A 24693-nucleotide genomic window follows, 5' to 3' on the forward strand; every position below is an offset into this window, starting at 1 on the left:
CTTCAACTGCGACCTACATGGGTTACAGCTCCGGGACCGCTTCCTGGGCCACCGCCGTGGCTTCGGCGAACTGGGTTTGATACAGCTCGGCGTATCGTCCATCCGCCGCCAGCAGCTCGGTGTGCGTGCCACGCTCCACGATCCTGCCGTCCTCAACCACCAGAATGGCGTCAGCAGCACGGATGGTGGACAGCCGGTGGGCAATCACGACGGCGGTGCGCCCCTCGAGTGCCTCGCCCAAGGCCGCCTGGACGGCGGCTTCGTTGGTGGAGTCCAACGCAGCAGTGGCTTCGTCGAGGATCACGACGCGAGGCTGCTTGATCAGCAGGCGGGCGATGGTGAGCCGTTGGCGTTCACCACCGGAGAGCCGGTAGCCGCGCTCCCCCACCACGGTTTCCAGGCCATCAGGCAAGGACCGGATCATCGGCTCCAAACGTGCGCGCCGGAGCACATCCCACATGTCATCCTCAGTGGCGTCCGGCCGGGCGAGGCGCAGGTTGGACGCGATGGTTTCGTGGAAGAGATGACCGTCCTGGGTCACCATGCCCATGGTGTCCCGCAACGAATCGAAGCTGAGATCGCGGACGTCCACGCCTGTTCCGGGCTTTTGGCCGCCAAGGCGCACTGTGCCGGAGTCGACGTCGTACAAGCGCGAGAGCAGCTGGGCCACCGTGGACTTGCCGGCACCGGAGGAACCCACCAGGGCAACGGTCTGCCCTGGTTCCACCCGGAAGCTGACTCCGTGCAGAACTTCCTCGCCTCCACGGGTATCCAGGGTGGCGACGTCCTCAAGGGAAGCCAGTGACACCTTCTCGGCGGAAGGGTAGGAGAAGCGTACGTCGTCGAATTCCACAGCCACAGGTCCCGCCGGAACAGTGACGGCGTCCGGCTTCTCGGTGATCAGCGGCTTAAGGTCCAGAATTTCGAAGACCCGCTCAAAGCTGACCAAAGCACTCATGATTTCCACGCGGGCATTGGACAGCGCCGTCAGCGGGGCGTAGAGCCGGGTGAGGAGGAGGGCGAGAACCACCACGTCGCCGGGTGCCAGTTGCCCGCCAATTGCCAGCCAACCGCCCAGGCCATAAACCAAGGCCAAAGCCAGTGCCGACACCAAGGTCAAGGCCGTGACAAACGTGAACTGCAGCATGGCAGTCCGGATCCCAATATCCCGGACCCGGCCGGCCCGCTCAGCGAACTCACGGGATTCCTCGTCCGGGCGGCCGAACAACTTCACCAGCGTGGCGCCCGGCGCGGAGAACCTCTCCGTCATCTGCGTGCCCATGGCAGCATTGTGCGCGGCAGCTTCGCGGCGGAGGTCCGCCAGTTTCGAGCCCATCCGCCGGGCCGGAATCAGGAAGATCGGCAGCAACACCATGGCCAGCACGGTCACCAGCCAAGAAGTATTGAGCATGACCACAAGTGTCAGGACCAGAGCCACCACATTGCTGACCACGCCGGACAGCGTGCCGGCGAAGGCGGACTGAGCTCCGATGACATCGTTGTTCAGTCGGCTGACAAGGGCACCGGTTCGGGTTCGGGTGAAGAACGCAATGGGCATGCGCTGCACATGATCGAACACACGCGTGCGGAGGTCCACAATGACACCCTCGCCAATGATGGAAGACAGCCAGCGGGTCACCAAGCCCACGCCCGCCTCGCCAACGGCGACTATGGCGATCAGGACAGCCAACCAGATCACTGTGCCCACACCGGCGTTGGCGATGATGGCATCCACCACCTGACCGGCCAACACCGGAGTAGCGACGGCCAGGAAAGCACCCGCGATGGAGGCGATCACAAAGGCAACCAGCTTGCCCTTATGCGGCGCGGCAAAAGCCATGACCCGCTTCAGGGTTTCCTTGGAGAACGGCTTCGAGCCGCTCTTGGCGGTAGTGATGTTGTACAGCGAGCTCCAGGCCACGCGGTCCATGCTCATGGGTTACTTCTCCTGGCTTGGGGTGTGGTGGAGTTCTTGCACTTGTCCGTTTTCCAGATGCCAGCGCGAATCGAGCCTGACGTTCTCCAGCAGCCGGCGATCGTGCGTGACCAGCAGGAGCGCGCCTTCATAACTTTCCAGTGCCTCCTCCAGCTGCTCGATGGCCGGCAGATCCAAATGGTTGGTGGGCTCGTCCAGCACCAGCAGGTTCACGCCACGGGCCTGCAGCAACGCAAGCGCAGCGCGGGTCCGCTCCCCCGGAGACAACGAATCCACTGTCCGGGAGGTGTGATCCGCCTTGAGCCCGAACTTTGCCAAGAGAGTACGCACATCCGCACTGTTCCAGTCCAGCAGCACAGCTTCAACAGCGTCGCCAAGCTGCCGCCCGCCGTCGAGCAGTCCGCGCGCCTGGTCAATTTCGCCAATGGCCACGGACGCACCCATGGAGGCGTCGCCGTCGCCCGGTTCCTGCGTCCCCAACAACAGGCGCAAAAGCGTTGACTTCCCGGCCCCGTTCGGTCCGGTGATGCCTATGCGCTCGCCGCCGTTGAGCTGGAGGTTCACTGGACCCAGCGTGAAGTCACCTTGGCGGGCGACGACGTTGCGCAAGGTGGCGACGACGGCACTTGAGCGGGGCGCGTGGCCGATGCTGAACTGCAGTTGCCATTCCTTGCGCGGTTCCTCCACCTCGGTGAGCCTCGCGATACGGGACTCCATTTGGCGGACTTTCTGGGCCTGCTTCTCCGACGATTCGCTGCTCGCGGCGCGACGGATCTTGTCATTATCCGGGTTTTTCTTCATGGCGTTCCGGACGCCTTGGGAGCTCCACTCACGCTGGGTGCGTGCACGGGAGACGAGGTCGGCCTTGGTGTTCGCAAACTCTTCGTAACGTTCCCGGGCATGGCGTTTGGCCACGGCGCGCTCTTCGAGGAACGCTTCGTAGCCACCGTCGTATACAGCCACGGAGTTCTGGGCGAGGTCCAGTTCCACCACGGTAGTGACGCAGCGGGCCAGGAATTCGCGGTCGTGCGACACCAGGACCACACCACCCCGGAGGCCCTGGACGAAGGCCTCAAGCCGGGCGAGTCCGTCAAGGTCGAGGTCGTTGGTGGGTTCGTCCAGGAGGACCACGTCAAAGCGGCTGAGCAGCAAGGCGGCCAAAGCCACGCGCGCAGCCTGACCACCGGAAAGGCCCGTCATGAGGGCGTCGGCGCCGAGCTCCAAGCCGAGGTCGGCGAGGACAGCGGGAACCCTGTCCTCCAGGTCCGCGGCGCCGGAGGCCATCCACCGGTCAAAGGCCAAAGAGTAGGCGTCATCTGCGCCGGGAGCCCCCGAGCCGAGAGCTTCGGCGGTGGATTCCATGTCGCTTGTTGCCTGGGCACAGCCAGTACGTCGCGCAATATATGCCGCGATCGTTTCGTCAGCGGTACGCTCGTGTTCCTGCGGCAACCAGCCTACGAAAGCGTCCGAAGGCGCCAGGTTGACGCTCCCTGCCTGGGGCTGGTCAACGCCGGCGAGAATGCGCAGCAGCGTGGACTTACCGGCACCGTTCGCGCCCACCACACCCACTACATCGCCTGGCGCGACGGTTAGGGACAGGTCCGAAAAAAGTGTGCGATGGCCATGACCACCGGCAAGATCCTTGGCCACCAAAGTTGCAGTCATTGTCTATCCTCCAGCAAGGGAACGCAGAAATTCAGGCCGCGATTCCCGCGGGCATGGAAAAACCCGCTGGTCCGGACTTGGGGGGTGTACGGACCAGCGGGTTCAATCATCAAGCATAATTCAATGTGGCTTCGGCGTAAAATCGTTTCGTACTCCCACTTACGGCTTACGCAGCCTTGCCCTCGCGGCCCGTCCAGGAAAGTCCCACATGCCCTTACCGTCCAAGGCGTTCCAGCGCTGGCTTCATGGCATTGCGCCCGATGCCAGCACTGCTGACGTCTGCAGGATCGCCGGCATCAAGCGAACAACACTGGCCCAGCAGCTGGTACGCGGCAAGGTTGCCGAGTCCACTTTGGTGAGCATCAGCCGCGGCTTCCACATCAATCCTGTGCAAGCCCTGTCCACTTTCGATCTTTACGCCGAACTGCGGGGTGACCCCGTCCCGCCCACGCCCTGCGAACTCGTCAGCCAGGTGGCTACCATCGATCTGCTGCGTGCAGTGGTGGACCGGAACGAGCCCGGTACAGCCCCCGCTCCGCGTCTTTCTGAACCACCGCACCCCACCTCAGTGCGTAACTGGGTGGACGCGATCGACGACGGCGAGTTGCGGCACCGGGTCAGCGACGCCACCGGGATTGCGCCACAGAACTTCTCCGCCCATCTGACCGCCAACAGGCTTCCGCCGGAGTTGGCCATCGCAACATCGCGAGCAGCCGGGGTTGGGCCTGCGGGAGGTTTGGTCGCCGGTGGGCTGATCACTGAGGCTGAAGCAGGGTGGCCGGCCAATGCCCGCCAGGAAGCGCTGGACAAGTTGTCGCAGGGCAGACTGGTGACATTGGCCGGCGAACGGCTTTTGGCGCTCGGCAAGACACTGCGCCGGCAGGAACAAGACCACGAACGAACTGAACGAATTTGGGAGAACCTCGGATGACGGCTGTCCTACCTTGGGTCACGCTGGCAGTGTGCCTGGCGATTACCCTCGCCCGGGTTCCGAGCGCCTTGCGGGGAGAGAACCGTGAGGTTTTCTACATTTTCTCGCTGATCTCGTTGAGCATCCTCATCAGCATCGAGGCACCCTATCTGGTCATTGACGGCTGGCTCGGCGGGATGAACATCGGCAACCTGATCCTGCGGTTCCTGCTGTACGGCACGTTCTTCTTCATGGGCATCAAGATCGCCACCGCTTTCGGCTCAGCCTCAGCCGTGCGCGCCATCCGAGGACCTGTCGGGATCACCGCCGCGGCAATCGTTGGTGCACTGACTATCTACTTCTTCGTCATCACGGACACGCAAGGATCCTCGGCGGGGATGAGCGGACTGAAATGGGGGCCCTCCCTGGATGGATACGCGGCGATGGGCCGCTTGTATCCGGGGTTCGTGGCGGCCTGCCTGGTACCTGCCATCTGGCGCACCGTGGTCAGCACGGCCCCCATACTGTTGCGGGTGGCCTCGGGGTTCCTGCTGTTGGGACTTTCCTTGCTCCTGTCGTCCCAACTCTTTCCCCTCATTCCATTTTCGGAGGCCTGGTTGCGGGTACTCATCAACTATTCGGCTGCCCTGTTCACATGCCTCGGACTCGCTGGAATTTGGTTCTCCAAGTCTTTTGCGCGGCGAAAGCAACGTCTCTCGACGTAAGACTTTCACAAAACCATTAGATCGTGGCACAATCATGAATGTGTGAACGCGGCTTGCAGCCTGACACCGGAATCAGATGAACGGGTTTCCGGTGGATGTGGCGCCCACGTGATCACAATTGGGGGGATGAGTGGTGGCGGGCTGTTGGGGACCGCCCCCACTCAGCCTTTTTAACGGCCCTTTCGCAAGCCGCCCGCCAAGCCTTGCCCGAGCGGTGACTAAGATGGCTCCATGAACAGCCTTCGCTCCCGCCGCTCTGTCCTCGCAGCCACCCTGGCCTCGGCCGCCCTTGCACTTTCTGCATGCGGTGGAGGATCGGCACCCGCCCAATCCGGTGGCGACACGTCACTTTCAGATGTGAAATCCAAGGGCGAGCTCGTCATCGCCACCGAAGGTACCTACCGTCCCTTCAGCTTCCATGCTGACGGAGCCGGGGAGCTCACTGGGTTCGACGTCGAAATCGCCCAGGCCGTGGCAGGGAAAATTGGCGTGAAGGCTACCTTCCAGGAAACGCAGTTCGATGGCATCTTTGCCGGGCTCGAATCCAAGCGGTTCGACACCATCGCCAACCAGATCTCCATCAATGACGAGCGCAAGGCCAAATACGAGTTCTCCACGCCGTACACCATCTCCACCGGCGTAGTGGTCACCAAAGCGGACAACGGCAGCATCAACAGCTTCGCAGACCTCAAGGGCAAAACCACCGCCCAGTCACTGACCAGCAACTTCTACAAGATGGCAGTTGAAGCCGGCGCCAACGTCCAGGCAGTAGAAGGCTGGGCGCAGTCCGCCACGCTGGTGCAACAAGGACGCGTGGATGCCACGGTTAACGACAAACTCACGTACTTGGACTACGCCAAGAACACTCCCGACTCCGGTCTGAAGGTCGCCGCCGAAGCACCGGAGAAGACGGAGAGCGCCATGGTCTTCCGCAAGGGGTCTACGGAACTCACGGCCGCAGTGGACAAGGCCCTCGCTGATCTCCAAGCCGATGGCACCTTGGCCAAGATTTCGGAAAAGTACTTCGGCGCGGACGTCACCAAATAGATGAACTGGGACCTCATCTGGAGTTCCTTCGGTCCACTCATCACCGGCGCCGTCACGGGGACCATTCCGCTGACCCTCGCGTCCTTCGCCTTCGGCTTGGTGCTCGCGCTGGTGGTTGCCCTGATGCGCCTGAGCCCAAACTGGCTGCTCTCGGGCATCGGCCGCTTCTACGTCTCGGTGATCCGCGGTACTCCGCTGCTGGTGCAGCTCTTTGTCATCTTCTTCGGCTTGCCCAGCATCGGCATCCGGCTTGATCCCTGGCCAAGCGCCATCATCGCCTTCTCCCTGAACGTGGGCGGGTACGCAGCCGAGATCATCCGTGCTGCCATCCTCTCCGTGCCGAAGGGCCAATGGGAAGCCGGCCACACTATCGGAATGTCCCGTCCGCAGGCCCTGGTGCGGATCATCCTTCCGCAGGCAGCACGGGTGTCCGTTCCTCCTTTGTCCAACACCTTCATTTCCCTGGTGAAAGACACGTCCCTCGCCTCGCTCATCCTGGTTACTGAACTGTTCCGCAACGCACAGCAGATCGCCGCGTTCAGCCAGGAGTTCATGGCCCTTTACCTGCAGGCAGCCCTGGTTTATTGGGTGATTTGCCTGGTCCTTTCCACTGCGCAATCCGCCGTGGAAAAGAGATTGGACCGCTATGTCGCTCACTAACGAACCCGCCCGGCAGCCGCGCGTCACGTCGGTCCTGAAGGCACGGAGCCTTGCCAAAGCCTTCGGAAGCAACGTGGTCCTGCGCGATATCGACATCGATATCCGCCGCGGCCAAGTGGTGGCCCTGATCGGGCCTTCGGGCTCCGGCAAGACTACGGTCCTGCGTTCGCTCAACGGGCTGGAAATTCCCGACGCTGGCACGGTCACCTTTGGAAGCGGCGACTCCTCAGCTGAGCTCGCCATCGACTTCGGCGCCAAAGTAGGGAAGAAAGAAGTGGCTGCGCTCCGCGACCGCAGCGCAATGGTCTTCCAGCACTACAACCTTTTCCCCCACATGACCGTGCTGAAGAACATCATCGAAGGCCCCGTCCAGGTCCAAAAACGGCCTCGCTCCGAGGCAATTGCCGAAGCCGAACGCCTGCTGGAACGTGTTGGTCTTGCAGACAAGCGCGATGCCTACCCTTTTGAGCTCTCAGGCGGTCAGCAGCAGCGCGTGGGAATCGTCCGGGCGTTGGCACTCAAGCCTCAACTGCTACTGTTTGACGAGCCCACGTCCGCCCTGGACCCCGAACTTGTGGGGGAAGTCCTCGGCGTCATCAAAGAACTCGCCGAAGAGGGCTGGACCATGGTGATCGTGACCCATGAGCTCGCCTTTGCCCAGCATGTGGCGGACGAGGTTATCTTCATGGACGGCGGGGTTGTAGTGGAACGCGGGCCGGCAGCCGAGGTTTTGCGGGCACCGCGCCAGGAACGGACGAAGCTGTTCGTGAAGCGGCTCCAACACGACGTCTAAGTGGCTCACAAGTAAGTGGTTCACAAATATGGGGGATAAGAAGTTGGAAGAAACAATCATCGAACCCGGACGCGGTGGTTCCAAACGAGCGGCACTCATAGTGGTTGCCGTAGTGGTGGCGTTGGTGGCCGCGGGGCTTGGCATCTGGTTTGCGGTCTCCCGGCCAACAGAGCCAGGACGTGCCGACGTTGCCCGTTTGGACAAGCAACGCGTCATTGTGGACAACTCGATGAACCTCTACGATCCTTTGGTCCAACAGTTTTCGGGCCGGTACTCGAATGCCATTTCCGAAAAAGCGCGACAGGCGGAGGTGGACAAAGTCCTCAGCCAGGACCGTGAGCGCATCGTGCGTGAGTCACAGGCAAATCGTGACCGCTTGGAACACATGGCGGAATCGCCTGCACTGCAGGGTCAGGGAGTCGCCGAATCCTTCAACCGCTTCAAGGATCAGTACGGTGCGGTGATCGCCTACAACGACCAACTGGTAATCAACACCACCAACATCTACCGCTCCGTGGGCGGGCCGTGTGCGGCCCTGCATTCATCGCTGAACGTTGCAAGTGAGTCCTACGCCCAGGACTACGTCAAGAGCGCTGACGAGTGTCTGGCCGCGCTGGGCACCGCCAAGGACGGTGCCGATGCAGAGACCACCACCCTGCTCACGGAGGTAGAGGCCGTCATCCGCGGGCAGCGGGACAAGCAACAGGAAGTGCTTGACAGCAAGGACACCTTTGAGCGCCTCAGCAAGAGCACCATTGCCGGCCTGGCACTGTTGGATATTAATGATGCGTTCGCCAAGGCACAAACAACATATGAAACTGCCACCAAGGACAAATACTCAAAGATCATCGAAAGCGCCAACAGCTCAAACTCCGAATTCGAGGGCGTTCTCAAGAAGAGCCTGGAACAGTTTGATGCAGCATCCGGTGAAGGGAAATAGTGATGACCATTGAGCCCGTTCGCAGTAAGCGCCGTCCGGTCCTTATCGCTATTAGTATTGCCGTTGTGGTGGCGGTGGTTGCCTCGGTAGTGGTGATCGCCTTGACCAACTTCGCCGGTCAGCAGCGCAGGGAAAGCCTGGCCCTCATCAAGGACGAGCGCCTGACGGCACTCGTTGAGGCAAGGGGCAAGATCCAGCCCGCGGTCAACGCCTACCTGGCCGCGTATAAAAAGGCGCGCAATGCCCCCGCTTCCCGTGAAGAGGCGGAGAAGAACTCCGTCAAAGAGCGGGATGAGTTCCAACAGGCCGTCAATTCCGCTCGGACTGCCTTAAACGATGTGCAGACTGGCTACGGCGCTGGTGAAGAAGCGGATGGGATCGGTGTGGCTGTAGCCCAGCTGGGTGATTCCTACCAGGCCTACCTCGACTCCATGGAGGGCCTGGTGGAGTCATACCCCCTGTTCGAAGGCCTGTTCAGGGAAGATGCCGGGTGCAGCGGACTCTTTGTGGGCTCCAAAGCAGCCAACCTCCGGGAACGCCAAACGCTCTTGACTCAAGCAGCTGTTCCTTGCCGGGAAGCCGTCAACCAGCTCAAGCAGTCCAAGAACGTCTCCTACGTTGAGTTTGCCCGCACCTTGGACAACGAGATTGCACAGCTCGAATCGCACGCAGAAACAACCGCGAAGTCCGAGGAGAACTACAACGAGTTTGTTCGGCTTAAGGATGAATACGTCAAGAAGGTCGATGACGCCACCGCCCGGAACGCCCCGGAAGCGGAATACCTCAAGATCGCCGACGAACTCAAAGCTCTCAACACCCGGATAAAGAACAACAGGTCAGAATTCGACTTTGCCGCCAAGCGCTACCTTAACGGCGTGAAGGACATGCCCACCTTGGTTGAGGATGTCTTCTCGAAGAACGTCTCAGCCCAAATCAAACACCATGACACTGTGATTCCCGTTCGGGTTCAAGTGTTGAAAGACGCTATCGACGCGGAACTGGCGGAGTAACGCAGGCGGCCCAGCGAATCAGCGAATCAGCCGCAGCGTTACCAGCTGGAAAGGCCGGAGCACCAGCTTGACCACGGGCCCCTCCTCCACAGCCACTCCGGGGGCTTCCGAGGGGCGCTCCAGCAAGTCCGTGGCAGATGCATCGGAGCACTCAAAGTTGGCCGTTAGGAAGCCCGTTGAGCGCTCCCCCAACGATTCGTAAAGCCGGACAATAACATCGCCCGAACCGTCTTCGGCCAGCTTGACAGCCTCCACCACGATTGCCGGATTGGATACGGAAAGCAGCGGTTCCACGGGCCTTTCGCCGGAGATGAACCTCGGCTTCAGGTTGGTGCGGTAGCCCTCTTCCACGGCATCGGCGATCGCAGCGCCCGGCCTGATGGACACCTCAAGTGTGTGGCTTCCGCGGTCTGCTTCCGGGTCCGGGAACCGGGCGGAGCGAAGCAGCGAGGTGCGGACCGTCGTCGTGGTTCCGCCATCGGCACGGACGGCCCTGGTGACGTCGTGCCCGTAGCTTGAGGAGTTGCTTACTGCAACGCCGTAGCCGGGCTCGGCGACGTGGATCCAGCGGTGGGCGCAGATCTCAAACTTGGCCGCTTCCCAGGATGTGTTGGTGTGCGTCGGCCGGAATACGTGACCGAACTGGGTTTCCGCCGCTGAACGATCCGCCCTGACATCCAGCGGGAAGGCGATCTTGAGCATCTTTTCGCGTTCCTGCCAGTCCACCGAGGTGGCGATCCCCAACGACGCCGCACCGGCGTCGAGAGTCAGGCGTTGGGTGATGGTCGAGGCACCCACCTTGCGTTTGACCACGACGACGACGCCGGCCGGCGAACGCTCAACATCGACGCCATCCGCTTGGGTCAGTGGCGTAACGTTTCGGCGATAGAACTCTTCGATGTCCCAGGCGTCCCACTCGTTCGGAGTGTCCCTGAAAAGCTCGAGCAGGTTCCCGGCCTGTCCTGGAGCGATGGCGTCGCGGCCGCTGGCGTGGTCAATCAGGGACGTCAGCAGGCCATCCTGGTTCAAGACCGCGCGGATGATGCCGTTGTCCAAGACGTAGCCGTCCTCCAGCTCGTCCAACTGAACACTGGAATCCGGCGTCGTCGCCTGGGCCGCACCCAATGCGGGCACGCCATTGCGCTGATGCGGCGCGGCGTTCAAGAGGAACTGCTGATCCCCCTCGCCTACCAAGGCCTGAGCGGCCTGGTTGATGATGTCCTCGAGATTCCTGGCTATGGCCTCGTAGTTGCGCTCTGCGTCCTCGTGGACCCATGCGATGGAGCTGCCCGGAAGGATGTCGTGGAACTGCTGGAGCAGGACCAGCCGCCAGAGTCGTTTGAGTTCGTCCGCGGGGTAGGAATATGCCGGACCGAGCCGGACAGCGGCAGTGGCACACCACAGCTCGGCCTCACGCAGGAGGTGTTCGCTCCGACGGTTGCCACGCTTGGTCTTGGCCTGGCTCGTGTACGTTCCACGGTGCATTTCCAGGTACATCTCGCCCACCCAGACCGGCAGATTGCTATACTCGGCCTCGGCTTTCGTGAAGAAATCCCTGGCAGTGCCCATGCGGACCTTCGGGGAGCCTTCCAAGTCCGCCGTACGATGGGCAGCGGCAACCATTTCGCGCGTCGGTCCGCCACCGCCGTCGCCGTAGCCGAACGGCACCAAGGACATGGTCCCGCGGCCGTGATCGCGGTAATTACGCTGTGCATGGGCCAATTCACGTCCGTGCAGTTCAGCGTTGTAAGTGTCCACGGGCGGGAAGTGCGTAAACAGCCGCGTGCCGTCGATGCCCTCCCACGCAAAGGTGTGGTGAGGCATCCGGTTGACCTTGTTCCAGGAGATTTTCTGCGTGAGGAACCAACGCGAACCGGCTTCCTTGACGATCTGGGGGATGGCTCCGGAATAGCCGAAGGAATCCGGCAGCCAAGCTTCCTGGCACTCGATATCGAACTCGTTCAGGAAGAAACTCTTGCCTTCCACGAACTGGCGGGCCATGGCCTCGCCGCCTGGCATATTGGTGTCTGATTCCACCCACATGCCACCCACCGGAACGAACTGGCCTGCCTTCACTTTTTCCCTGATGCGCACAAAGAGCTCAGGGAAGAACTCCTTCATCCACGCCATCTGCTGGGCCGATGAGCAAGAAAACACGAAGTCCGGGTCTTCATCCATCAAGGCCACCACGTTGGAGAAAGTACGGGCACATTTGCGGATGGTTTCTCGGACGGGCCACAGCCAGGCGGAGTCGATGTGTGCGTGGCCGGTAGCCAGGAGTTCATGGGCGGACGCGTAGGCGGGACGGCTGAGGACCTGCATCAGCTCTGCACGGCCTGCGGCAGCGGTTCCGGCAATGTCGTCCGGATCCATAATGTCCAGCATGCGTTCAAGCGCGCGCAGGATCTCATGGCGCCGGGGCATGTCCATGGGAAGTTCGTGCATCAAGCCGCTGAGGGTCCAGATGTCCTGGTTGAGTTCCCACACGGTTTCGTTCAGTTCAGCGATTGCTATGCGGCCCAGGCGGTACCGGGGCTCTTCGCCGGAGGTGGCCTTATCCCCCAACAGTGTGGGGGCGAAGGACCATCCTTGCGCTACATCCGGGTTGGCGGCAGCCTCCACATAGAAGTCAACGGAGTGCCCTCCGCCCAGAAGCTTGAGCGGAACGTGGAAGTTCCTGGGCGAGATCGCCTTGATGATGCTTCCATCGGAGCGCCATGCGGTACCTTCACACTGAAACCCCGGGACATCGCTGTTGAAGCCAAGATCGACGATGATCTCCACAGTGGTGGAATCCGTCATTCCCCAGTCCTGCGGCACCTCTCCCTGGAGGCGCAGCCACTTGGTGCTCCAGGCCTTGCCCCACGCGGCGCCGGGCTCCTGCGGAGTGAAGACCTGGCGCAGCGCTTCCGCGGCAGGCACGGGTTCGCCTGGCGCGTCCCAGCTGCTGAGCTGAAGCGGAATCGCCCTGCCGTAAATGGCCGGAAGAATGCGTTCCCGAACAAATCGATCGAGACGCTGTTCAGTGATCCGGCGGTCGTCGTGCAATTAATTCCCCTTTGGGCGTTCGCTGGGTGACAGGGATTGTTACCGCGCCCCAAAACTGCAGGGAACGGACGGCGAAACTTGGGTCGCCGCGCTTCCAATCGATGGATAAAATCTACGTTGTTCCCGCTCAATAGCCAAGTGATTGCCGGCTCTCCCCCACGGCCTGCGGGTCCGTTTGAGCAGCTTCTGCAACGATTCTGTCCCGCCCGGCATAAACATTGAGGCTGAGCCCGCGGCTGAAACCGGCCAAGGTAATCCCCGTTTCCTCCGCCAGTTCCGCCGCAAGGCTGGAGGGTGCGCTCACAGCCGCCAATACGGGTATTCCTGCCATGGCAGCCTTCTGGACAAGCTCAAACGAAGCCCGGCCCGAAACCTGAAGGACAGTCCCCCTAAGGGGCAACATGCCCGCCCGCAAGGCCCAGCCCACCACTTTATCCACGGCGTTGTGCCTGCCCACGTCCTCCCGGAGGCAGAGCAGCTCCGTAGTGCCGTCGTCGTGGATCCTGAAAAGGCCGGCAGCGTGCACGCCACCGGTCTTGTCAAAGACCGCCTGCGCCTCACGGAGGCGGTCCGGCAATGCAGCGAGCGCCCGTACCGGAACAGTGATGCGGTCTTCCTTGGGGCTGTGGTGCGAGGACTTGCGAACGGCATCGATGGAGTCCGTGCCGCAAATTCCGCACGAGCTGGAGGTGTAGACGTTGCGGCCGGTGTCGGGTCGTTCAACGTCAGGCCGAAGCTGTGCATCCACCACGTTAAAGGTCTGCACCCCGTTCTCGTCCTCACCAGCGCAGAAACGCTCCGAGACCAGCTGACCCGGCTCCCACACGATCCCTTCCGAGACCAGGAATCCCGCAACGAGGTCGAAGTCGTCTCCGGGGGTCCGCATGGTCACGGAGAAAGACATGTCACCCAAGCGGATCTCCAGCGGTTCCTCCACGGCCAGGACGTCTTCCTTGAAGCGGATGGGATGCTCCAAAGCCTGCGGTGAGCCATCCAGGACAAACTTGTGAACCTTGCGGCGCTGGGTTACTCGTCCCATATCAGGATCCGTTCTCCTCATGCGTCACGAAGCGCACGGTCATTGCTTTGTAGCCGGGGGTGTTCGATTCCCGGGCCACCAGTTCCCGGTGCACCAGGGCGTTGGCCTCCGGGAAGTACGCTGCGGCGCATCCTTTGGCCGTGGGGTACCCGATGAGGCGGAACTTGTTGGCACGGCGCTCCGTCCCCGCGAAAGTAGAGATGACATCCACCAGGTCGCGGTCCTCGAAGCCCAATTCCTGCAGGTCACCAGGATGGACCAGGATCACCCGGCGGCCGTCCGAGACACCGCGGTACCGGTCATCCAGGCCGTAGAACGTGGTGTTGTATTGGTCGTGGCTGCGGACAGTCTGGAGGATCAGATGGCCTGCCGGTGCCTCAAGGTACTCAAGCGGCCGAACGGAGAAACGCCCCTTGCCGATGTCCGTGGCAAAGGTACGGGTATCCCTGGGAGGGTTGGGGAGGACGAAGCCGTTCTTGGTGCGGACCCGGGCGTTGAAATCCTCAAAGCCCGGAATGACGCGGGAGATATGGTCGCGTATCACGTCGTAGTCCTCGGCCATGGCACGCCAGTCCACACTGTGGCTGTCCCCCAGCGTCGCTTGGGCCATTCGTGCCACAATCACCGATTCGCTCAGGAGGTGTTCTGAAACAGGCTCCAGCCGTCCCTGCGTTTTGTGGATGACGGACATGGAGTCCTCCACCGAGAGGAATTGCTTGCCTTTGGGGTGCTTGTCATCAGTGTCCGTCCGGCCAAGCGTGGGCAGAATCAGGGACGTCTTGCCGTGGACGATGTGTGCCCGGTTGGGCTTGGTGGAGATGTGGACGGTGAGTCCCGCCTTCTTCAGGCCATCTTCCAATGCTGCGGTGTCCGATCCCGCCGCCGCGAAGTTTCCACCCATCGAGACGAAGACATCCACTTCACCCTTCTCCAGGGCGTGCTGGGTTTCCACTGAGTCATAGCCGTGATCCCGGGGCATGTGGAAGCCGAACTCCTTGTCCAGCGCGGCCAGGAAGGATTCCTTGGGTTTCTCCCAGATGCCCATGGTCCGGTCGCCCTGCACGTTCGAGTGGCCCCGGACAGGACAGGCGCCGGCTCCCCGCTTGCCGAAGTTGCCCTGGAGCAGGAGGAGGTTGATGATCTCGCGGAGCGTATCCACAGAGTGCGGTTGCTGGGTCAATCCGAGCGCCCAGCAGATGATGGTTCCCTTCGACTCCGCCATCATCCCGGCAGCGTTGGTGATCTCTTCCCGGCTCAGCCCTGTTGCGCGTTCCGTCTCAGCCCAGTCCAGCACCGAACGGGCTTCCTTGTAGGCTTCGAAGCCTTCGGTCTGCTTCCCGATGAAGGAATGATCGATGACGGTCCCTGGTTTGCGTTTCTCTTCCTCCAGGAGCAGGTGGCCCAGCGCCTGGAACAACGCGAGATCGCCGCCCACTTTGATCTGCAGGAACTCATCAGCGATGGTGGTGCCTCCGCCGATAACACCGTTGAGGGACTGGGGGTCCTTGAAGTTCAGGAGACCGGCTTCGGGAAGCGGGTTGACGGCGATGATTTTTCCGCCATTGTTCTTGCAGTCGCGGAGGGCGGACAGCATGCGGGGGTGATTGGTTCCAGGGTTTTGGCCCACAACCAGGACCAGCTCCGCATGGTGGATGTCCTCCAAGGAAACAGTGCCTTTGCCGATTCCGATGGTCGGGTTGAGGGCGCTGCCGGAGGACTCGTGGCACATGTTGGAGCAATCTGGAAGGTTGTTGGTGCCGAGGCTCCGCGCAAACAACTGGTACATGAAGGCCGTCTCGTTGGCCGTCCGGCCGGAGGTGTAGAACACACACTTATCAGGTGTGGTGGCATTGATGTGTTCGCCGATCAAAGCGAAGGCGTCAGTCCAACTGATCGGAGAATAGTGGGTGTCGCCTGGTTTGATGACAACCGGCTCGGAAAGTCTTCCTTGGCTTCCCAGCCAGTACTCCGTCTTGTCCTCGAGGTCCGCAAGGGAATGCTTCGCCCAGAATTCGGCACCGACTGTCCGGGTGGTGCTCTCCTCGGCGATGGCCTTGGCGCCGTTCTCGCAAAACTCTGCGGGGCTGCGCCTGCCGGTGATCGATTCCGGCCATGCACACCCAGGGCAGTCAAAGCCATCATGCTGGTTGACCCTGAGCATGGAACGGACCGTGCGGGTCACTCCGGCTTGGGCATAACCTCGTTCGAGGGCAACCGTGACAGCTTTAAGGCCTGCCGCGGCTTGTTTGGGCGGGTGGATTTGCAGGTCATCTTCGTTGATGTCCTGTTCTGGAGCATGCCTGTTCATGAGTCCATCATTGCACTTTGTCCTCAGTCCAGAATCCGCTCAAGGCGCCCCTCAAGCGTCCAACGCGCTCCAGTCAACCGGTCCGGAAGGAGCCTTCCTCTGTTGCCGGGGCGCGGCTTTTCGGGCCTTGTCCTCCGGCGCCTTCGGCACGGGCAGCGGTTTCCCCCAAGGCAATGCGAACGCTGGCACCATCTCGCCCAACTGGACACCGTGGGGCGGCACCACCATCACACCGTGTGCGCCCGCCAAGCCACGCATCATTCCAGGACCTGCATGCTGCGCCGGCGACGCCAGCCCGTACACGAGCTTGAACGGCATCAAGCGGGTCCGGCCGGGGTCGGCGTCGATAGTCGTGCCACAGGGAACCTCACCCACTTCTTCCAAGCGACCGTGGCCCAAAGCAGCCAGAAGCGGGCCGCCCACGGTAAACAAGGCCATCATCGCGGCGAGCGGATTCCCCGGCAGCCCCAACACGAACCGGCCATCGGGCAGCTCCGCCAACACGGCAGGATGGCCCGGCCGCATCGCGATGCCATCGATCAGCAAACTGCCACCCAGCTCAGCCACGGCTTTGCGGAGGTGGTCCGTTCCCGAGCGTCCCGTTCCGCCCGTAGTAACAACGACGTCGGCAGGGGCCTCCGCTTCAACGTACGGTTCGTCCGGTGTCAGTTCATCTGCTGAGGGCTCTGTGTCCCGAAGTGCGGCAATCCACTCCTCGTAGCTGTCGCCCACCTTGAGCTGCTCCCCTGCTATACCGCCCAAGAGCCCGACGACGGCACCCAGCTGCGGGCCGAAGGTGTCCCTGACCTGCCCGGGCATCGGAACACCCCGGGCCACGACTTCCGAACCCGTCAGGAGAAACCGGACCAACGGTTTTCCGAGGACTTCCAAGTGGTCCAAACCCGCCAGCGCTGCCAAGGCAATATGCGCCGGATTCAATACTGTGCCGGCTTTCAACAGGACGTCACCCTCAGCGGCCTCTTCTGCAGCTTTACGGATGTGTTGGCCGTTGCGGGGCTCGCCCGGTTTGGCGGTGCCGCCCAGCGCAAGAACCGGCAGGCCGTCGTCGTCCGTGGTAATAACGCCGCTCTCACTGCGCAGAACAGCCTTGGCACCGGGCGGTATCAGACCGCCGGTGACAATGGGACTCGCTTGGTGCGGTGCCAGCCGCTGCCCGGGCTCGGTCAGGATCCATGGACCGCTGCCGTTGACGGCCCACCCGTCCATGGCCGACGAAGCATAGTGGGGCATGTCCTGCAGGGCCAGGGCATCGGACGCCAGGGTGCGGCCGAGTGCGGAGCTCAGCGGCACCGGCCCCGGCGGGATAGGGGCAGCAACATCGAACGCGCTCTGCCGGGCCTCCTGCCACGTGTGTGCCGCGTGATGGCCCTCGTTGGGGGCCGCCGTCATTCCGGGTCAGTCCCGGACTCCGAGTACTCCTTGGCTACTTTGCGGGCCAGTTCCAGGGCAGCGTTCATGGACGCATCATCGCTGGCCTGACCGATCCCGCGGGCCATGCCTGCCGCGTATCCGGCAATGAACGTAGTAAGGGGCGCGGCGGGGCGCACCACTGAATGTGCTGCCACCCCAGCGACCGCGAGCACCTCGTTAACGTCCACTTCCACGCCCTCAAGCTCGAAAGCCTGCAGCAGTGTGCGGCACCATTCCTCGAGCGTCTCTTCCTGGCTCTTCACGTCCGCCTCCAACTCGTAGTTAATGCCCAAAGCCGCGGCGTCCTCCCACGTATCCACGTCATCCGTGGACCCCGCGGGGACGTCAACGTCCAGCACGTTCAGCCTAGCAAGCAGGCGGAACACTGAAGAGTTCGTTAACCCCGAGCCTTCCGAAGCTACGGCCACTTCCCTTTCCAACGCAGCTGTACTGTAGGCGCCCAGAAGCGGCTGCTTCCGTCCATCAGGAGAGACAGCCATGGCTCCTTCCACGTTTGGACTGGATGCGAGTGCAGCCCAAAGAAGGCCTACACCACGGGAAGCGTGCGGCATATCGCATGCCAGCACCAGGGTCCACGGGGTGCTCGGACTGTTCTTCAACGCAGCCAGTCCGGCCGCGATTGCCGCAGCGGGACCGGCGAACACCGGTTCTTCCCGTGCCCGCAGAACGCCGACCGGTAGTTGCGTGCTTTCCGACCCGCCCGGAACGTCCGGTCCCACCACCACCACAGCCGAAGCACCCCGGGCCGCCTGCAGGGCATGGGTAAGGAGGGTGCCGCCGTCGTACTTCAACGATGGCTTGGGCACGCCCCCGAGACGGGTGGCCCGGCCACCCGCCAAAATCACGGCATTGAACTCCATCCGCCCAGATTACCCGGGACGGCTGGAGACCAGCAGAAATCGATCAGGCAGCGGATTCCGGCAACAGGAACGGGTCCCAGTCCGGCGCAGGTTTCTCGAGTTCTTTGATCTGCCACATGGTTCCCTGGGGCACGCCGGGCTTGAAACGGAGATTCCAACCCATCTCTGCCAGCGTGTGGTCGCTCTTGGCGTTGTTGCATTTCAAGCACGCCGCAACCAGGTTTTCCCAGGAATCCGCGCCGCCCCTGGATTTGGGGTGGACGTGGTCTATGGTGTGGGCTGTTTTCCCGCAGTAGGCGCAGCGATGGCCGTCGCGGCGAAGTACCCCGCGGCGACTCACGGCGGTAATCCTGTTGTACCGGGGACGGATGTAGCGGTTGAGGAGGATCACGGAAGGTCTTCCGAGTATCTCCTGTGGCCCGACGACAGGCTCGTCGCCTTCGGCCACCACGCTAGCTTTCCCAGTCAGCACAAGGACCAGCGCCCGGCGGAATGTTATTACCGCCAGCGGTTCATATCCAGCATTCAGAACGAGTGTGCGCATGCACGTACCTCTTCACGGCCGCACCCGTCAGGGGCACGAGGGCCGGCTGCCCTCTGCATGTACGGGCTGTGGATCGACAACATAAGGGTAAGCACTTATATGCCGTATCAACGAATTTTTCCGTCGTTTCGCGTGCAGTGTCGGTAAGAGTTCATGCGCGGTTAAGGGATGTGGCGGAAATCAAAGGGCCCCTTTGTGAGCCGCCACCACCTACTTTGAGGGGCAGAACCGCCCCGACACACGTGATTTGCGGCGGGTCGGGTGGCTTTCAGAACCAAAGTGGGTGGTGGCCGCACGCCCACTACTACGGGCATCCCACGAGCCGGCAAGGGTTAAAGCAGAACACCCCGCCCGGCCAAAGCCAGCGGGGTGCTCTTACGCGATGTGGATCAGCCGTTGACGCGGATGAAGACCGGGCCGGAGCCCACGTTGGCGCTGAACAGTGCCGTGGTGGATCCGTTCCATCCACCGTGAACTGCTTGGCCGTTGCCGACGTATACAGCGATGTGGGCCTGTCCGGCCAAACCGCCGTTGGCGTAGTAGGCGAGGTCGCCGGGCTGGGCTTCAGCTGCACTCACGGTGCGGCCCAGGGAGAGGTAGCCAGCGGGCCAGTCGTGGAAGTTGATACCCACGGCGGCCAGGGAGTTGGTCACAAGCATGGTGCAGTCCTGGGTGACACCGAGCTGGGCGTAAGCTGCAGCAGCGATAGCGGCACCGAGGCCGCTGGATGCGGCGGGAGCTGCGGGAGCGGGGGTCGCGTTGCTGACAGCAACGGTTGCATTGGCTGCCGGAGCTGCGTTGGCGGTAACCGCGGTTGCCTCGTTGTTTTCGACCTTGGCTTCAACCTTGGCCGGAGCTTCCTCGACCACCACGGGAGCCGGGGCTTCCACCGTTGTGACCACGGGGCGCTCGTAGGAGATGGCCACAGTGGAGTCCGCGGCGATGGTGGCCTGGACTACCGACTGCACGTCAAGAGTGGACGTGGACGTCGATTCGCGATCCACGTTGGTATCGGCAGCGTTGGCTGCGATGCCACTGGTCAGGACCAGGCCTGAAGCTGCGGCAATAACTGCTGCCTGGCGGCCAACGCCACCGGCGTTGTTGCTGACGGCCTTGGCGATGACGGCAAGCGAGCTGGTCTTGGGGGCCTCAGCGCGGTGCCGTGCAACCTTGTTTGCACTGGTCATGATTTTCTCTTTTCGTATCCGCATGCAGTTGGGGTGCACGCGGGTAGTGGGTTGGCCAGCATGTGGGGAACGCCGGCCGACCCCGAACCGGATTTTTCTAGCGGAGGGTGTAGAACGAGGAGGTGCCGGTGGACGCTACAGAGTGCAGCAGCGTTCCCTGGCCGGGGTTCAAAGCGCTGATCATCATGCCGTTGCCGACGTAGATGCCTACGTGGGCTCCGCCGTTCTGCATGACGAGGTCGCCGGGAGCAGGAGTGCTGGTGGGCGTCATGGCCGTCCAGGCGTTGACGCGGGGGATGCTGATTCCGGCCTGTGCGTAGACCCACTGGGTGAAGCCGGAGCAATCCCAACCGTTGGGTGTGGTTCCGCCCCAAACGTAAGGAGAGCCGATGCCGGTGTAGGCAATGGCGGCGAGACCGGAGGCAGCTGCACTGGAGGCCGAATCCTTGGCCTCGGAAGACTTTGCTGTAACTGCTTCCGCTGTTTCTTCGCTGGTGGCCGCTGCGCGCTCGGTAACCTGCGCTGCGCGCTGTACTACCTTGGGGGCTTCCAGGGTGGCCACGGTGGGGCTCTCGAAGGAAACGGTGGCTGTCGGTTCTGCGGTAATCACCGCGGTAGCAACCAGCTGTTGGGTGCTGGAGGCCTCCGACTTGGAAACGTCGGTGTCTGTTGCTTGTGCCGGCAAGCCGACGGTGAGGACGAGGCCTGAGGCTGCTGCCAGGACGGCGGCCTGACGGCCCACGGTACCTGCGTTGGAGGAAACAGCCTTGGAAAGAGTGTTCAACGGGTTCGTGCGAACCGTTTGGGCGCGATGGCGCGCAGGGGTAGTGCGTGATGACACGTAGGTAGCCTCTCCCAATGCCTGCGAGGTGAGCTGTCGGATTCGGATGGGAGTCATCCGGCCGCGCTGCTTCCAAGGAAGCTTTTGCGACTTAACCCCAAGGCCTTCTTTCGAAGGCCAGAAGTGGTTCCCCCGCCCCTGCCAGACGATTTATGCGAACGGACCTTGAGCGGTGGCAGAGCTAGGCAATCCACTCAAGTGCACCGGCCCCCTAAAAAGCCGATGCGCTCTGTACGCTACAACACTTGAAAGCGAATGTCACATTCAGGTCACGGGGCGTCCCGCGAATGCGAGAGGCAACCATCAACTGGCTTAGAGCCAGCCCATGGGGTCTACAACTTCACCGTTGACCTGGACCTCGAAGTGGAGGTGGCAGCCGGTGGAAGCGCCCGTGGTGCCGCTCAGGGCGACGGTGTCGCCGCGGTTTACGGTCTGGCCTACCTGGACGGTGAAGGACGACAGGTGGTTGTACGTGGTCTCGAGGCCATTGCCGTGGTCAACGACAACGCGGTTGCCTCCGCCGTACTCGTGCCATCCGGCGAACGTAACCTTGCCGGTGGCCGCTGCATGCACAGCCGTGCCGCACTGGGCAACGAAGTCCTGGCCACGGTGGAAGTCACCTGCGCCACCCGTGAGGGGGCTGATGCGGTAACCAAAAGGGGATGCCGTGGTGAGCGTGTCCAGGGGGCTGGCCATGCTGCCAACGGACGAGGCCCGCTGGATGCTCTCAGTCGACTGCGCGCTGAGCAGCTGCTTCAGCTTCCCATCGGGGTCGGCAGAAGTGGCGACGGCGGCGCGGCTGAAGTCGATCTTGGCTGACGCGGCGGCGGAAACCTCGGGCTGGCTGCCAGCGGGGGCGGCGACGGCGAGGGCAGACTCAGTCTGGCCTGATTCCGAAGTGGCCATGACGGGACTCGTGGCCGGCAGACCGACAGTCAGGGCAAGTCCGGTGGCGGCAAGCGCAACACCGGCCTTCTGCCCGACGCCGCTGGCAGCGGCGAAGTCGGCAACCTGGCGCAGCGGGCTCTTACGGCGGCGCACCTGACGCTCGGTGTCGCGAGGCCGGATCTCCGTTACGACGGTGGCTGGCCGCAGCTCAGCAGCGGGGCCGGACGCGCGGCGGCGACCCCTGACGTTCTGCGATGTCAAACTCTGTTCCTCTCTCAAAAGCCTGCGAAGTTAGCTGTCGGATTCGGGTCAGAGAGTACAAAGACCCGGTCCGCACGAGGCGCTCACGGCACACAGGTATCCCAAGAGGGACTTGCATACGTGGGCACTTCTGCTGCGGACTTCACCCCAAGGCTGCTTCTTTAGACAGCCGCTTGTGGTTCCCCCGCCTCTGCCAGTGGTGGGTGGCACACCTGATCCGCTGGCAGAGCTCGGCTCCGGATCAGGTAACGCTTTGGTATCAGCGCTAGTAGATAACTATAGGGGATTAAGGCTCTTGGTAATAAATTCGTTATCAACAGGAGCGGGGCAAGCGAAGGAGGCCCTTATCATCAATTCCGAAAAACCGCAGGTCACACGCGCGCCGAAGGCGCAAAAGTGAGGTTTGACACTGTGCTGGCCCGGTGCCGGTCAGCTGAGGGAGACGAAGACGTGCGCAGCAACTTCAGGAGGTAGCTCCAAGGCGCCCTCGATACCCGGGACGCGGACAGAGATGTACTCACCGACGCGCTCCAGCGACACTGTTGCGCCTGGACGGATTCCGCCCTCATCCAACTGGGTGAGAAGTTCCGGCTCGACTTGGATGGGCTCCGCAAGGCGGCTGACCACAACGCGGGAATCAGTGGCGTAGCCGTCCATGGCCTGCAGCAGATTGACATCCAGCCGGGGGAAGGGCTGGCTGGCGAGGCCACCAAGCGCCTCAAGCCCCGGGATGGGGTTGCCATAGGGAGACTCTGTGGGATGCTCCAGGAGCTCGTAAAGCCGGCGCTCCACGCGCTCACTCATGACATGCTCCCAGCGACACGCTTCATCATGTACGTAGGCCCAGTCCAAGCCAATAACGTCGGCCAACAGGCGCTCCGCAAGGCGGTGCTTGCGCATGACCTCTGTGGCGCGTTTCCGGCCCACTTCAGTGAGCTCCAGGTGGCGGTCGTTGGACACAATCACCAGGCCGTCGCGCTCCATGCGTCCGATGGTCTGGGAAACAGTGGGTCCGGAGTGGCGCAATCGCTCGGCAATGCGGGCCCGGAGAGCCACTATGTTTTCTTCTTCAAGCTCCAAAATGGTCCGAAGATACATCTCAGTGGTATCGATCAGATCCGTCATCCAGCTCAGCTCTCCTCGAACGCAGTTCCTTGCGTAATCTCCACCGTACCGCGTCCCCAGCAAGGGCGGACGGTGTGCACCGCCGCCCCATGAACGCCAACCACCAGCCTAGCTTATTTGGAATTACTCTGGATAATTCCGGTCGCATCCTGTTCGTTTGCATTCCACGTGGCGGACTATGACGGCTGCAGGTTCCTGCGCCCGGGCCGTGTCAGGCAGAATTAGGGTGTCGAAGGGGCAGTTGATGCCCCATGCCACCTCCCATCTCTAGCCGACACCCATTGGAGCCCTACGTGAGCGACAACAGCATCACCATTCCCGCCGATCTGCTGCCCAAGGATGGACGCTTCGGCGCTGGACCGTCCAAGGTTCGCCCGGAACAGATCGAAGCGTTGTCTGCCGCGTCGACCACCATCCTCGGCACCTCCCACCGTCAGGCTCCGGTCAAGAACCTTGTGGGCTCGGTCCGCGAAGGACTCAGCCAGTTCTTCCGCGCGCCTGTTGGCTACGAGGTTGTCCTCGGCGTTGGCGGCTCCACGGCGTTCTGGGACGTGGCTGCGTTTGGCCTGGTTGAGAAGAAGGCCCAGCACCTCTCATTCGGCGAGTTCGGCTCAAAGTTCGCTGCAGCTACCAACAAGGCACCGTTCCTTGATGCGTCGTCCATCATCAAGGCTGAACCCGGCACCCGCCCCGTGGCAGCGGCCGAAGCCGGCGTGGACGTCTACGCTTGGCCCCAGAATGAAACGTCAACCGGCGTGGCCGCTCCCGTAAAGCGCGTGCAGGGTGCCGACGAAGGCTCGCTGGTCCTCGTGGACGCCACCTCAGCGGCCGGCGGACTGGACGTTGACGTCGCCGAGTCGGACGTCTACTACTTCGCCCCGCAAAAGAACTTCGCCTCCGACGGTGGCCTCTGGCTGGGCCTGTTCTCCCCCGCCGCCCTGGAACGTGCGGCACGGGTCAAGGCGAGCGGCCGCTGGATCCCGGACTTCCTGGACCTGCAGACCGCCATTGACAACTCCAAGCTGAACCAGACCTACAACACGCCTTCGCTCTCCACCTTGGTGACCTTGGACGCGCAGGTGCAGTGGCTCAACAGCAACGGTGGCTTGGACTTTGCCAGCAAGCGCACGGCAGACTCCGCCAACCGTATTTATTCCTGGGCGGAGGCCTCGGAGTACGCAACGCCCTTCGTCACCAACGCCGAAGACCGCTCCAATGTCATCGCCACCATTGACTTCGATGACTCCATTGACGCCGCAGCCATTGCCAAGGTCCTGCGCGCAAACGGCGTCGTGGACACCGAGCCGTACCGTAAGCTCGGCCGCAACCAGCTGCGCATTGCCACGTTTGTGGCCATTGAGCCGGACGACATTTCCGCGCTGCTCGCGAGCATCGATTACGTCGTGGGCGAGCTGAAGAAGTAGCACCACGGGCCTCGGTCGGCGTCGTGCGGG

General features: G+C 62.3%; 20 protein-coding genes and 2 riboswitches. Of the genes, 8 read left to right on the plus strand and 12 right to left on the minus strand.

The window, feature by feature from the left end; translation table 11 throughout:
• Positions 1-22: 22 nt before the first annotated feature.
• Both ACZ881_RS14425 and ACZ881_RS14430 read right to left on the minus strand, forming a co-directional pair.
• Positions 23-1936, minus strand: a complete 1914-nt coding sequence (locus ACZ881_RS14425) for an ABC transporter ATP-binding protein (protein ID WP_476116430.1) — start codon at positions 1934-1936, stop codon at positions 23-25.
• A 3-nt stretch (positions 1937-1939) separates the two neighbouring features.
• Positions 1940-3601: an ABC-F family ATP-binding cassette domain-containing protein gene (locus ACZ881_RS14430; protein WP_476116432.1), complete on the minus strand. Its 1662-nt coding sequence runs from the start codon at positions 3599-3601 to the stop codon at positions 1940-1942.
• A gap of 208 nt (positions 3602-3809) precedes the next feature.
• Here ACZ881_RS14430 and ACZ881_RS14435 point away from each other — a divergent pair, with 208 nt between their 5' ends.
• The 7 genes from ACZ881_RS14435 to ACZ881_RS14465 all read left to right on the plus strand — a co-directional run bounded on the left by ACZ881_RS14435 (position 3810) and on the right by ACZ881_RS14465 (position 9686).
• Positions 3810-4532 (plus strand): hypothetical protein, encoded by a 723-nt coding sequence (locus tag ACZ881_RS14435; protein WP_091465742.1) that lies wholly within the window; start codon positions 3810-3812, stop codon positions 4530-4532.
• Entirely contained in the window at positions 4529-5236 is a 708-nt protein-coding gene (locus tag ACZ881_RS14440; RefSeq protein WP_476116434.1) for a hypothetical protein, read from the plus strand. Before ACZ881_RS14435 ends, ACZ881_RS14440 begins: the two co-directional genes overlap by 4 nt.
• Positions 5237-5467: 231 nt before the next feature.
• Positions 5468-6283 carry an amino acid ABC transporter substrate-binding protein gene (locus ACZ881_RS14445; RefSeq protein ID WP_476116436.1) on the plus strand — a complete coding sequence of 272 codons (816 nt, stop codon included), beginning with the start codon at positions 5468-5470 and terminating at the stop codon, positions 6281-6283.
• On the plus strand, positions 6284-6943 hold the full coding sequence (locus ACZ881_RS14450; protein WP_011773765.1) for an amino acid ABC transporter permease: 660 nt from the start codon (positions 6284-6286) through the stop codon (positions 6941-6943).
• Positions 6930-7736: an amino acid ABC transporter ATP-binding protein gene (locus ACZ881_RS14455; protein WP_476116438.1), complete on the plus strand. Its 807-nt coding sequence runs from the start codon at positions 6930-6932 to the stop codon at positions 7734-7736. The genes ACZ881_RS14450 and ACZ881_RS14455 overlap by 14 nt, the downstream gene beginning before the upstream one ends.
• A 43-nt stretch (positions 7737-7779) precedes the next feature.
• The gene (locus tag ACZ881_RS14460; RefSeq protein WP_476116440.1) at positions 7780-8676 is read left to right on the plus strand and encodes a hypothetical protein; all 897 of its coding nucleotides are present in this window, start codon (positions 7780-7782) and stop codon (positions 8674-8676) included.
• Between the two features lie 2 nt (positions 8677-8678).
• A complete protein-coding gene (locus ACZ881_RS14465; protein WP_476116442.1) occupies positions 8679-9686 on the plus strand; it encodes a hypothetical protein in 1008 nt (335 codons plus the stop codon).
• Positions 9687-9704: 18 nt separating this feature from the next.
• On the opposite strand, the gene ACZ881_RS14470 is transcribed toward ACZ881_RS14465, so the two are convergent.
• From ACZ881_RS14470 to ACZ881_RS14515, 10 genes are all read right to left on the minus strand, one after another.
• Positions 9705-12734, minus strand: a complete 3030-nt coding sequence (locus ACZ881_RS14470; protein ID WP_476116443.1) for an alpha-mannosidase — start codon at positions 12732-12734, stop codon at positions 9705-9707.
• A 127-nt stretch (positions 12735-12861) separates the two neighbouring features.
• Entirely contained in the window at positions 12862-13773 is a 912-nt protein-coding gene (fdhD, locus tag ACZ881_RS14475) for a formate dehydrogenase accessory sulfurtransferase FdhD (RefSeq protein ID WP_476116445.1), read from the minus strand.
• Position 13774: 1 nt separating this feature from the next.
• On the minus strand, positions 13775-16081 hold the full coding sequence (locus ACZ881_RS14480) for an FdhF/YdeP family oxidoreductase (RefSeq protein WP_476116446.1): 2307 nt from the start codon (positions 16079-16081) through the stop codon (positions 13775-13777).
• A 51-nt stretch (positions 16082-16132) separates the two neighbouring features.
• Positions 16133-17491, minus strand: coding sequence for a molybdopterin molybdotransferase MoeA (locus ACZ881_RS14485; protein WP_476116448.1), 1359 nt, complete (start codon positions 17489-17491; stop codon positions 16133-16135).
• A complete protein-coding gene (locus tag ACZ881_RS14490) occupies positions 17488-18393 on the minus strand; it encodes an NTP transferase domain-containing protein (protein ID WP_091465725.1) in 906 nt (301 codons plus the stop codon). Before ACZ881_RS14490 ends, ACZ881_RS14485 begins: the two co-directional genes overlap by 4 nt.
• Positions 18394-18436: 43 nt before the next feature.
• Complete coding sequence (locus ACZ881_RS14495) at positions 18437-18937, minus strand: HNH endonuclease (protein WP_091465723.1); 501 nt, start codon at positions 18935-18937, stop codon at positions 18437-18439.
• A gap of 389 nt (positions 18938-19326) precedes the next feature.
• A complete protein-coding gene (locus tag ACZ881_RS14500; RefSeq protein WP_091465722.1) occupies positions 19327-20124 on the minus strand; it encodes an NlpC/P60 family protein in 798 nt (265 codons plus the stop codon).
• Between the two features lie 97 nt (positions 20125-20221).
• Positions 20222-20965, minus strand: coding sequence for a C40 family peptidase (locus tag ACZ881_RS14505; protein ID WP_243836700.1), 744 nt, complete (start codon positions 20963-20965; stop codon positions 20222-20224).
• A 4-nt stretch (positions 20966-20969) separates the two neighbouring features.
• Positions 20970-21132: riboswitch (cyclic di-AMP (ydaO/yuaA leader) on the minus strand.
• Between the two features lie 145 nt (positions 21133-21277).
• Positions 21278-22114 (minus strand): M23 family metallopeptidase, encoded by an 837-nt coding sequence (locus tag ACZ881_RS14510; RefSeq protein ID WP_091465718.1) that lies wholly within the window; start codon positions 22112-22114, stop codon positions 21278-21280.
• Positions 22115-22118: 4 nt separating this feature from the next.
• A riboswitch (cyclic di-AMP (ydaO/yuaA leader) is annotated at positions 22119-22333 on the minus strand.
• A gap of 210 nt (positions 22334-22543) precedes the next feature.
• Positions 22544-23239 (minus strand): iron-dependent transcriptional repressor DtxR, encoded by a 696-nt coding sequence (locus ACZ881_RS14515; protein ID WP_091465717.1) that lies wholly within the window; start codon positions 23237-23239, stop codon positions 22544-22546.
• 293 nt (positions 23240-23532) lie between these two features.
• Here ACZ881_RS14515 and serC point away from each other — a divergent pair, with 293 nt between their 5' ends.
• Positions 23533-24663 (plus strand): phosphoserine transaminase, encoded by a 1131-nt coding sequence (gene serC / locus ACZ881_RS14520; protein ID WP_476116452.1) that lies wholly within the window; start codon positions 23533-23535, stop codon positions 24661-24663.
• Positions 24664-24693 lie beyond the last annotated feature (30 nt).

The organism is Paenarthrobacter sp. TE3676 (genome assembly GCF_056279165.1).

What these genes read in the sequence shown, in the direction of transcription:
- ACZ881_RS14430 (WP_476116432.1), bottom strand. Translation starts at nt 3,601, where the DNA reads ATGACTGCAACTTTGGTGGCCAAGGATCTTGCCGGTGGTCATGGCCAT.
- ACZ881_RS14435 (WP_091465742.1), top strand. Translation starts at nt 3,810, where the DNA reads ATGCCCTTACCGTCCAAGGCGTTCCAGCGCTGGCTTCATGGCATTGCG.
- ACZ881_RS14480 (WP_476116446.1), bottom strand. Translation starts at nt 16,081, where the DNA reads ATGAACAGGCATGCTCCAGAACAGGACATCAACGAAGATGACCTGCAA.
- ACZ881_RS14485 (WP_476116448.1), bottom strand. Translation starts at nt 17,491, where the DNA reads ATGACGGCGGCCCCCAACGAGGGCCATCACGCGGCACACACGTGGCAG.
- ACZ881_RS14490 (WP_091465725.1), bottom strand. Translation starts at nt 18,393, where the DNA reads ATGGAGTTCAATGCCGTGATTTTGGCGGGTGGCCGGGCCACCCGTCTC.
- ACZ881_RS14425 (WP_476116430.1), bottom strand. Translation starts at nt 1,936, where the DNA reads ATGAGCATGGACCGCGTGGCCTGGAGCTCGCTGTACAACATCACTACC.
- ACZ881_RS14500 (WP_091465722.1), bottom strand. Translation starts at nt 20,124, where the DNA reads ATGACCAGTGCAAACAAGGTTGCACGGCACCGCGCTGAGGCCCCCAAG.
- ACZ881_RS14455 (WP_476116438.1), top strand. Translation starts at nt 6,930, where the DNA reads ATGTCGCTCACTAACGAACCCGCCCGGCAGCCGCGCGTCACGTCGGTC.
- ACZ881_RS14515 (WP_091465717.1), bottom strand. Translation starts at nt 23,239, where the DNA reads ATGACGGATCTGATCGATACCACTGAGATGTATCTTCGGACCATTTTG.
- ACZ881_RS14465 (WP_476116442.1), top strand. Translation starts at nt 8,679, where the DNA reads ATGACCATTGAGCCCGTTCGCAGTAAGCGCCGTCCGGTCCTTATCGCT.
- ACZ881_RS14450 (WP_011773765.1), top strand. Translation starts at nt 6,284, where the DNA reads ATGAACTGGGACCTCATCTGGAGTTCCTTCGGTCCACTCATCACCGGC.
- fdhD (WP_476116445.1), bottom strand. Translation starts at nt 13,773, where the DNA reads ATGGGACGAGTAACCCAGCGCCGCAAGGTTCACAAGTTTGTCCTGGAT.
- ACZ881_RS14495 (WP_091465723.1), bottom strand. Translation starts at nt 18,937, where the DNA reads ATGCGCACACTCGTTCTGAATGCTGGATATGAACCGCTGGCGGTAATA.
- ACZ881_RS14445 (WP_476116436.1), top strand. Translation starts at nt 5,468, where the DNA reads ATGAACAGCCTTCGCTCCCGCCGCTCTGTCCTCGCAGCCACCCTGGCC.
- ACZ881_RS14440 (WP_476116434.1), top strand. Translation starts at nt 4,529, where the DNA reads ATGACGGCTGTCCTACCTTGGGTCACGCTGGCAGTGTGCCTGGCGATT.